The sequence below is a fragment of the Streptomyces sp. NPDC058157 genome (assembly GCF_042884105.1).
Taxonomy (GTDB): Bacteria; Actinomycetota; Actinomycetes; order Streptomycetales; family Streptomycetaceae; genus Streptomyces.
On the sequence record NZ_JBHVUQ010000299.1, the window covers coordinates 1 to 6,739 of the forward strand.

At 74.0% G+C, this 6,739-nt stretch carries 10 protein-coding genes; 5 read left to right on the forward strand and 5 right to left on the reverse strand.

All coding sequences use genetic code 11. The features are described from left to right. From ACFVXK_RS36180 to ACFVXK_RS36190, 3 genes are read left to right on the forward strand one after another with little or no spacing between them, the layout of a single operon-like run. Positions 1-1,194 (forward strand): sensor histidine kinase, encoded by a 1,194-nt coding sequence (locus tag ACFVXK_RS36180; protein WP_389620856.1) that lies wholly within the window; start codon positions 1-3, stop codon positions 1,192-1,194. Beyond that, positions 1,191-1,856 (forward strand): response regulator, encoded by a 666-nt coding sequence (locus ACFVXK_RS36185; protein WP_389620859.1) that lies wholly within the window; start codon positions 1,191-1,193, stop codon positions 1,854-1,856. Before ACFVXK_RS36180 ends, ACFVXK_RS36185 begins: the two co-directional genes overlap by 4 nt. A gap of 25 nt (positions 1,857-1,881) precedes the next feature. Beyond that, positions 1,882-2,229, forward strand: a complete 348-nt coding sequence (locus ACFVXK_RS36190; protein ID WP_389620862.1) for a VOC family protein — start codon at positions 1,882-1,884, stop codon at positions 2,227-2,229. Positions 2,230-2,250: 21 nt separating this feature from the next. Here ACFVXK_RS36190 and ACFVXK_RS36195 read toward each other — a convergent pair whose 3' ends face one another. After that, on the reverse strand, positions 2,251-2,832 hold the full coding sequence (locus ACFVXK_RS36195; RefSeq protein WP_389620865.1) for an SMI1/KNR4 family protein: 582 nt from the start codon (positions 2,830-2,832) through the stop codon (positions 2,251-2,253). A 468-nt stretch (positions 2,833-3,300) separates the two neighbouring features. On the opposite strand from ACFVXK_RS36195, the gene ACFVXK_RS36200 reads away from it, so the two are divergent. Then, positions 3,301-3,654 carry a transcriptional regulator gene (locus ACFVXK_RS36200; protein WP_389620868.1) on the forward strand — a complete coding sequence of 118 codons (354 nt, stop codon included), beginning with the start codon at positions 3,301-3,303 and terminating at the stop codon, positions 3,652-3,654. Here ACFVXK_RS36200 and ACFVXK_RS36205 read toward each other — a convergent pair. From ACFVXK_RS36205 to ACFVXK_RS36220, 4 genes are all read right to left on the reverse strand, one after another. Then, complete coding sequence (locus ACFVXK_RS36205; protein ID WP_389620870.1) at positions 3,633-4,154, reverse strand: DUF1203 domain-containing protein; 522 nt, start codon at positions 4,152-4,154, stop codon at positions 3,633-3,635. The genes ACFVXK_RS36200 and ACFVXK_RS36205 overlap by 22 nt on opposite strands. A gap of 124 nt (positions 4,155-4,278) precedes the next feature. Next, entirely contained in the window at positions 4,279-4,734 is a 456-nt protein-coding gene (locus ACFVXK_RS36210) for an iron chaperone (protein WP_389620873.1), read from the reverse strand. Positions 4,735-4,784: 50 nt separating this feature from the next. Beyond that, positions 4,785-5,264: a pyridoxamine 5'-phosphate oxidase family protein gene (locus ACFVXK_RS36215; RefSeq protein ID WP_389620876.1), complete on the reverse strand. Its 480-nt coding sequence runs from the start codon at positions 5,262-5,264 to the stop codon at positions 4,785-4,787. Next, entirely contained in the window at positions 5,261-5,617 is a 357-nt protein-coding gene (locus ACFVXK_RS36220) for a VOC family protein (protein ID WP_389620879.1), read from the reverse strand. Before ACFVXK_RS36220 ends, ACFVXK_RS36215 begins: the two co-directional genes overlap by 4 nt. 137 nt (positions 5,618-5,754) lie before the next feature. On the opposite strand from ACFVXK_RS36220, the gene ACFVXK_RS36225 reads away from it, so the two are divergent. After that, a partial coding sequence (locus ACFVXK_RS36225) for an ATP-binding protein (RefSeq protein WP_389620882.1) occupies positions 5,755-6,739 on the forward strand: 985 nt, incomplete at its 3' end.

A 6,739-nucleotide genomic window follows, 5' to 3' on the forward strand; every position in this document is an offset into this window, starting at 1 on the left:
GTGCCCGCAGACCAGAGCCCCCCGCACCCCGGCGACGACACCGGCCGGGGTGCGGGCGCGCGCCCCTTCCCGGGGCACGACGTGCGCGTGCAGTGGGCGGTCTCCCTCGCGGTCGTCGCCGTGGGACTCCTGACGATCCGGCCCATGGGGCCGAGCGGCCGGGGCCTGGCGGTGGCCGCCCTGTTCGTGGTCAACTCCGCCGCGCTGCTGGCCCGCCGGCTGCCCGAACACAAGGTCCCGCCGCGCGTCGCCGTCGTCTGGCTGACGCTCGGGGTCGTCGCGGCGGCCGCCCTGATCGGCCTCAGCACCAGCGGAACGGGCTACCTCTTCGCCTTCTTCCTCGCCGGGCACATCGGATACCGGCTGGAGACCAGGCAGGCCCTCGCCCTGGCGGGGTTCTGCAGCCTGCTCTGCGGCGCCGTGCTGTACTTCCGCCTGGGCCCGGGGCACGAGGCGCTGCCCTGGGTGCTCGGCCTCACCGCCGGCGCCCCGGTCCTGGTCGGCATCGTCAACCGCAGCCAGCGGCAGGCGGTACGGGCGGCGATCGACGCGGCGGAGTCCGCCGAACGCGCCGCCCGCGCCGAGGCGCGCACCGCCGTGCTGACCGAACGGGGCCGGATCGCCCGGGACGTCCACGACGTCCTGGCGCATTCCCTCGCCGGGATCAACATGCAGCTGGAGCTGGCGGACGCGCTGATCGACACCGGGGACCTGGAGAAGGTCCGGGAGGCCCACGCCAAGGCCCACAGCCTCGTCAAGGAGAGCCTGAAGCAGGCGCAGTGGACCGTGCACGCCCTGCGCGAGGACGCGCTGCCGCTACGGGAGACCCTGGCCTCGATGCTCGCCTCATCGGGCCACCGGGAGGCCCTCACCGTCACCGGGACCGTGTACGAGGTGCCCGCCCAGACGGTCCAGAACCTGCTGCGGATCGCCCAGGAGGCCCTGACCAACGCGGCCCGGCACGCTCCCGGGGGAGCCGTCTCCATGGAGCTGGAGTTCGCCCGGGCGTCGACCGCGCTGAGGATCCGCAACCTCCCCGCCACCCGCCCCGCGGTCCCGGGCGCGGGCAGCGGGATGGGACTGATCGGCATGCGCGAACGCGTAGCCTTGCTGGGGGGAACGCTGACCGCGGGCCCGGTCACCGAAGGCCCGCTCCAGGGCGGCTGGCAAGTGGAGGCAGTGATCCCGCGATGAGCGGACCCGTGGCGCAGGAGCAGCAGTTGAAGGTGGTCGTCGCCGACGACCAGGCCGCCGTCCGTGAGCCCCTCGCCGCGGTCCTCGGCCTGGCCGAGGGCATCGAGGTCGTCGCGGCCGCGGCGAACGGCACCGAGGTGCTGGCGGCCGTCGCCGCCGGCCCGGTGGACGTGGTGCTGATGGACCTGAGGATGCCCGTCATGGACGGGATCGAGACGACCCGCCGGCTGGCCGGGGAGTACCCGGAGGTCGCGGTGGTGGTCCTGACCACCTTCGCCGACGACGACTCGATCCTGGGCGCGCTGGGTGCGGGAGCCCGCGGCTACCTGACCAAGAACGCCGGACGCCAGGACATCACCCGCGCGATCCGGGCCGCGGCCGCAGGCCAGTCCGTACTCGACCGCGAGGTCCAAGGCCGCCTCCTCGCCACCGCCAGGACCCACGCGCCCGCACCGGAACGTCCGCTGCCCGAGGACCTCACCCCGCGCGAGCGCGAGGTTCTCGCGCTGATCGGCGAGGGCCTGCCCAACCGGGGCATCGCCGAGCGGCTGTTCATCAGCGAGGCCACGGTCAAGACGCACATCAACAACCTGTTCGCCAAGGCCGGCATCCGCGACCGCGCGGACGCCGTCCGCCGCGCCATCACGGCGGGCCTGGCCTGACCCGTCACCCACCCGGGAGCCGCCGATGTCCGTCCGCCGCGTCGTACCCCATGTCCGGTCGGAGGCCGTACGGGAGAGCCGGGAGTTCTACGGCCTGCTCGGCTTCGAGGAGGTCATGAACCACGGCTGGATCATGACGCTCGCCTCCCCGTCCAGCCCGACGGCGCAGATCAGCTTCATGGCCGGGGACAGGACCGCACCCGTCACCCCCGACATGAGCGTCGAAGTGGACGACGTGGACGCGGTCTACGCGGCCGTGCGCGAGAGCGGTGCGGAGATCGTCCACCCGCTGCAGGACGAGGAGTGGGGGGTACGCCGCTTCTTCGTCCGCGACCCCAACGGCCGGGTGGTCAACGTACTGGGCCACCGCTGACGACCGCGCCCCGCGCCCCGGCTACCAGTGCCACGTGACGCTGCCGTCGGCGTTGACCACCTCGCGAACCGTCTCGGCGTGGTGCTTCCAGCAGGGGATCTCCGCCTCGGCGGTCGCGCGGAGCCAGTCGGTGAAGGACGCGTAAGCGGGGAGGGGCAGCTCCGAGTGCCCGCCTTCGGAGTACGACCAGACCTCGGGATCGGGTCCTGTGCCCCGCATGAACGCGAACTGGTAGCCCTGGTGCATGGCGAAGACGCGGTCGGTCGCCTCGAACCGGAAGGGCGATCCGTTCTCCTCGAGAAGCTCGCGGGCCGCCGTCCCGAGGCCGAGGACGCGGGGGTGGTAGACGTCCTCCCCCTGCATGAAGCGGCCTGCGCCACCGCCGATCAGGCGAAGGAACGCCCGGTAGGCGTCCGCCACCGGAGCCTGCTGATCACGCTCCACAGCCAGGACGGCCTCGGCCGACAGGCCCCGCAGCTGCTCGGGCCGTGCGGTGGTGCCGTCGGTGATCGCCTCGACCACGGCCCGGACCCGCTCCTCCACCGTCAGCCGGCCGGGCTCGTCCCACGCCGCCGCCCACCGCCCCGCCGCCGAAGCCCCCACCGGACTCCCGCCTCGACGCCGCTTCCACCACATCCGCCCCTACCCCTCCCACTCGGTCCGCGCCCGCGAGCTTACGTGGACCCCGATCCGCCTCTGCTCCCCGACGCCGGTGTCAAAGTTGCTTTTGCCACGCCGGGCTGGTTCGGACCGGTGAGGGGGATCCTGTTCACGGCGTTCACCGGCATGGGCGGCGGGAGGCTTCCTGGCAGCTGTCGCCTTCCTCGCCGTCCACGTCGTCGCGGTCGGGCGAGCCGGTGTGGTGGTGTGGCCCCCGCGGGGCGGTCTGCGGTCCCGGACGCTGACGCAGCTGGTCCCCGTCGGGGGATACGGCGTCGGATGGATCGCGGCCGTCCCCTTCGGGCAGGCAGGAGGCGCGATCGCCTCGGCCGTCACGGGCGGAATCACCCTGTGGCTCCTGACCGCACAACAGAACGCAGCCGCCGCCGCGTCCCAGTCGGGACGGACCCGGTGAGCGAGCAGACACCCCCCACGCTGGACGAAACGATCCACCATCCCACCCGGCTCGTCATCATGGCCTTCCTGGCCGGATGCGCCGAGGCGGAGTTCGCCGCCGTCCGCGACTACAGCCAGATCTCCGACGCCAGCGTCAGCCGGATCACCTCCGCCCTGGAAACCGCGGGCTACCTCAAAGTGCGCAAGGGCTACGTCGGCAAGCGCCCCCGCACCTGGCTGTCGCTCACACCGATGGGCCGCCAGGCCCTCACCCGCCACCTGGCGGCACTCCACACCATCGCCGACACGGCCCGGCAAGCGGGCGCCCGCACGGAGGCCGAGTCCGGTCAGGGCCGGCGCACCTCGTAGAGGAAGCAGCCGTACTCCACCGCCCGTACGTGCACGAGCGCGACCTCCGGGGAGGCGAAGGCCGCGCGCAGGGCCTCGTCCACGGCCTCCTGCGCCCGCCCGGCGTCGTCGGGCAGCCGGACGATCCCCCCACCCGCGATGTGGCCCTCGCCGGTGTAGCGGCGGAACGCGCGCAACGCGCCGGTCTCCGCGAACGGATGCCCGGCGGAGGGGTCCGGTCCCTCGCACGGGCCGGTGTGCAGGAAGACCGGCCCCGTCTCGTCATAGGCTCCCGGCTCGGCGCCCGCCTCCGCCGCCCACCTGCGCAGCGGAGCGTACGACACCAGCGAGATCCGCTCGTCGGCACGACTGCGGCGCAGGCAGCAGCGCAAGGGTGCGCCGGCCGGGTCGAGGGCGTAGGGACGGGGGACGACGCCTGCGTCGTCGTGGTCGCGGAGCTCCCGCAGAACGTGCGGAGCGATGGCCGCCGGCCGGAAGGAGGTCGGTGTTGTCGTCGTCATGTGCCCAGATTGCGCGGCGAAGCCCGCGCGTGCTGGCCGGATTCCGACCTCACGTTCGGCCGCGGAGGCCGTCGGCCGGGTCCGCGGCGGGCCGGCCGGTCGCCGGCCCGCCGCCGTGGCCGCCTCAGCCCACCGCCTTGCGCACCAGGGCGGCGATCCGCTCCTCCACCTCGGGCGTCACCTCGGTCAGGGCGAAGCCCGCCGCCCACATCGCTCCGTCGTCCAGTCTCGCCTGGTCGCTGAACCCGAGCGTCGCGTAACGGGCCTTGAACTTCTCGGCGCACTGGAAGAAGCAGACGATCCTGCCGTCCAGGGCGTAGGCCGGCATCCCGTACCAGAGCTTCGGCGCGAGGACCGGCGCGGTGGCGGTGACGACCGCGTGGACGCGTTCGGCCATGGCCCGGTCCGCGTCCCCCATCTCGGCGATCTTCGACAGGACGTCCTGTGCCTCCTGCGCCGCCTTGTCCGCCTTCGAACCGCGGCGCGTGGCGGCCTTCTTGAGGTCCCTCGCGTGGTCCTTCATCGCGGCCCGCTCCTCGGCCGTGAAGCCCTGCTGGGTGGTGGTGTCGGGGGTGGTCATGGTGGTTCTCCTTCGAGTGTTCGGTGGGGTGGACGGAGGGTGAGGGGGCGTCAGGCCAGCCAGCGGCCGTCGCGCATCAGCTCGCGGCCGGCCAGCTCGTTCTCCTCCCGCCAGGCCTGGACGCGGCGGGGAGTGATGCGGAACCAGCGGTAGGGGCCGGTCAGGGTGCGCGGGTCGAAGCCCGTGCGGGCGGCGAACCGGTCGCCCAGGTGCGGGGGCAGCGCGTCGAGGCCGAGGACTTCGACGTCGCCCTCGATCAGGGCGAGGTCCCGGGTGTGCCCGAGGGCGAGCCGGGCGGACCCGGTGGCGGCGAGGTTCCGGCCGGTCGGACTGCTCGCCGGGGTCGCCGCCCAGAGCGCCTCACCGTCCCAGTCGAAGGACAGGGGCACCAGGTGCGGGGATCCGTCCGGCGAGGCGCTGGCCACCCAGACGTCCACGTCGTGCGAGAGCCGCTGCTCGGTGTCGTGCCGGCGCTGTGCGCGGGAGCGGGGCGGGCGGGGCGGGCGGGGCGGGTCGGGCGGGGTGCTCATCGGTCCTGCACCAGCCCGATGAGGTTGCCGTCGGGGTCGATGAGGGTGGCCACCAGGCGACCGCCGCCGACGTCGCGCGCGGGCTCCTTGACGGTGGCGCCCGCGGCGGTCACCTCGGCGACCTTGGCCTCGATGTCGGGGACGTGCCAGTAGGACACCGGCGAGGTCAGACCCTGCGGTCCGCCGCCCGGGAGGAGTCCGATGTGCTGGCCGGCGGTGTCGAAGCCGACGTAGTGGGGCCCGTCGGTCTGCGGGGCGACACCGAGCAGCGCGGCGTACACCGCCTTGGCCTGGGCGAGGTCGGACACGGGATGGAGCACGGTCCTGATCCCCTGCGTGGTGGAGCCGGTCACGGTGGTCACTCCTGTCGTCGCGGGTCCCGGTCCCCCCGGCGGTTCGCCGGGCCCGTTCCCTGTGACCACAGCTTCCCCCGGCCGGGGTACGGGCCGCCTCCGTACTGACCACGGAGAGCACTACGGATAATGGCTCGGTGTCCACTCCAGTGATCTCCGCCCGGGAAGCCGACGTGCTCGCTCTGCTCGGGGAGCACCTGAGCAACGCCGAGATAGCCGCCCGGCTGTTCATCTCCGTGCGGACGGTCGAGTCCCATGTCTCCTCCCTGCTGCGGAAGTTGGAGGTGCCCGACCGGCGGGCCCTGTCCCGGCGGGCGCCCGCTCCGGCGCCTGCCGCCCGGCCGCGCACGGCACCCGCGCTGCCGGCGCCGCTGACCGCGTTCGTCGGCCGGTCGCGCGAACGCGCCGCACTGGCAACGGCGGTGACGGAGCGTCGGCTGGTGACCGCCGTCGGACTGGGCGGGGTGGGCAAGACGCGACTCGCGCTCACGGTGGCCGCCCAGGTGGCCGGGGAGTTCCCCGACGGGGTGTGCTTCGTCGACCTCGTCCCGGTCACCGACCCGCAGCGGGTGGGCGCGGCGGTCGCCGCGGCCATGGGCGTGGGCGAGCAGCCCGGCCGCGACATCGACGAGGCGCTGACGGCCGCGCTCGCCGACCGTCAGGCCCTGGTGGTGCTGGACAACTGCGAGCAGGTCCGCGAGGGGGTGGCGCCCTTCCTGGAACGCCTCCTGGTGGCCTGCCCGGGGATACGGGTACTGGCGACCAGCAGGGCCCGGCTGCTGGTGCCCTTCGAATGGGTCTTCCCCGTCCCTCCGCTGTCGCGGGTCGGCGGCGGAGGGTCGGAGGCGGTCGCGCTGTTCCTGGAACGGGCGGCCGCCGTCGGCGGGGCCCCTGCCCCGGCGGAACACGACCGGATCGCGGCCCTGTGCGAACGGCTCGACGGGATGGCACTGGCCATCGAACTGGCCGCCGCGCGCTGGCCCACACTCGGCCTGGACGGTCTGACGGCCGGCCTCTCCGACCAGCTCCGGATCCTCGCCGGAGGCCCCCGCGCCGACGGCCGGCACCGGTCGGTGCGGGCCGTCCTCGACTGGAGCCACGACCTGCTCGACCCGCAGGACC

Coding starts and splice junctions, on each gene's coding strand:
- ACFVXK_RS36215 (WP_389620876.1), bottom strand. CDS start 5,264: ATGAGCACCCCGCCCGACCCGCCCCGCCCGCCCCGCCCGCCCCGCTCC.
- ACFVXK_RS36190 (WP_389620862.1), top strand. CDS start 1,882: ATGTCCGTCCGCCGCGTCGTACCCCATGTCCGGTCGGAGGCCGTACGG.
- ACFVXK_RS36205 (WP_389620870.1), bottom strand. CDS start 4,154: ATGACGACGACAACACCGACCTCCTTCCGGCCGGCGGCCATCGCTCCG.
- ACFVXK_RS36210 (WP_389620873.1), bottom strand. CDS start 4,734: ATGACCACCCCCGACACCACCACCCAGCAGGGCTTCACGGCCGAGGAG.
- ACFVXK_RS36185 (WP_389620859.1), top strand. CDS start 1,191: ATGAGCGGACCCGTGGCGCAGGAGCAGCAGTTGAAGGTGGTCGTCGCC.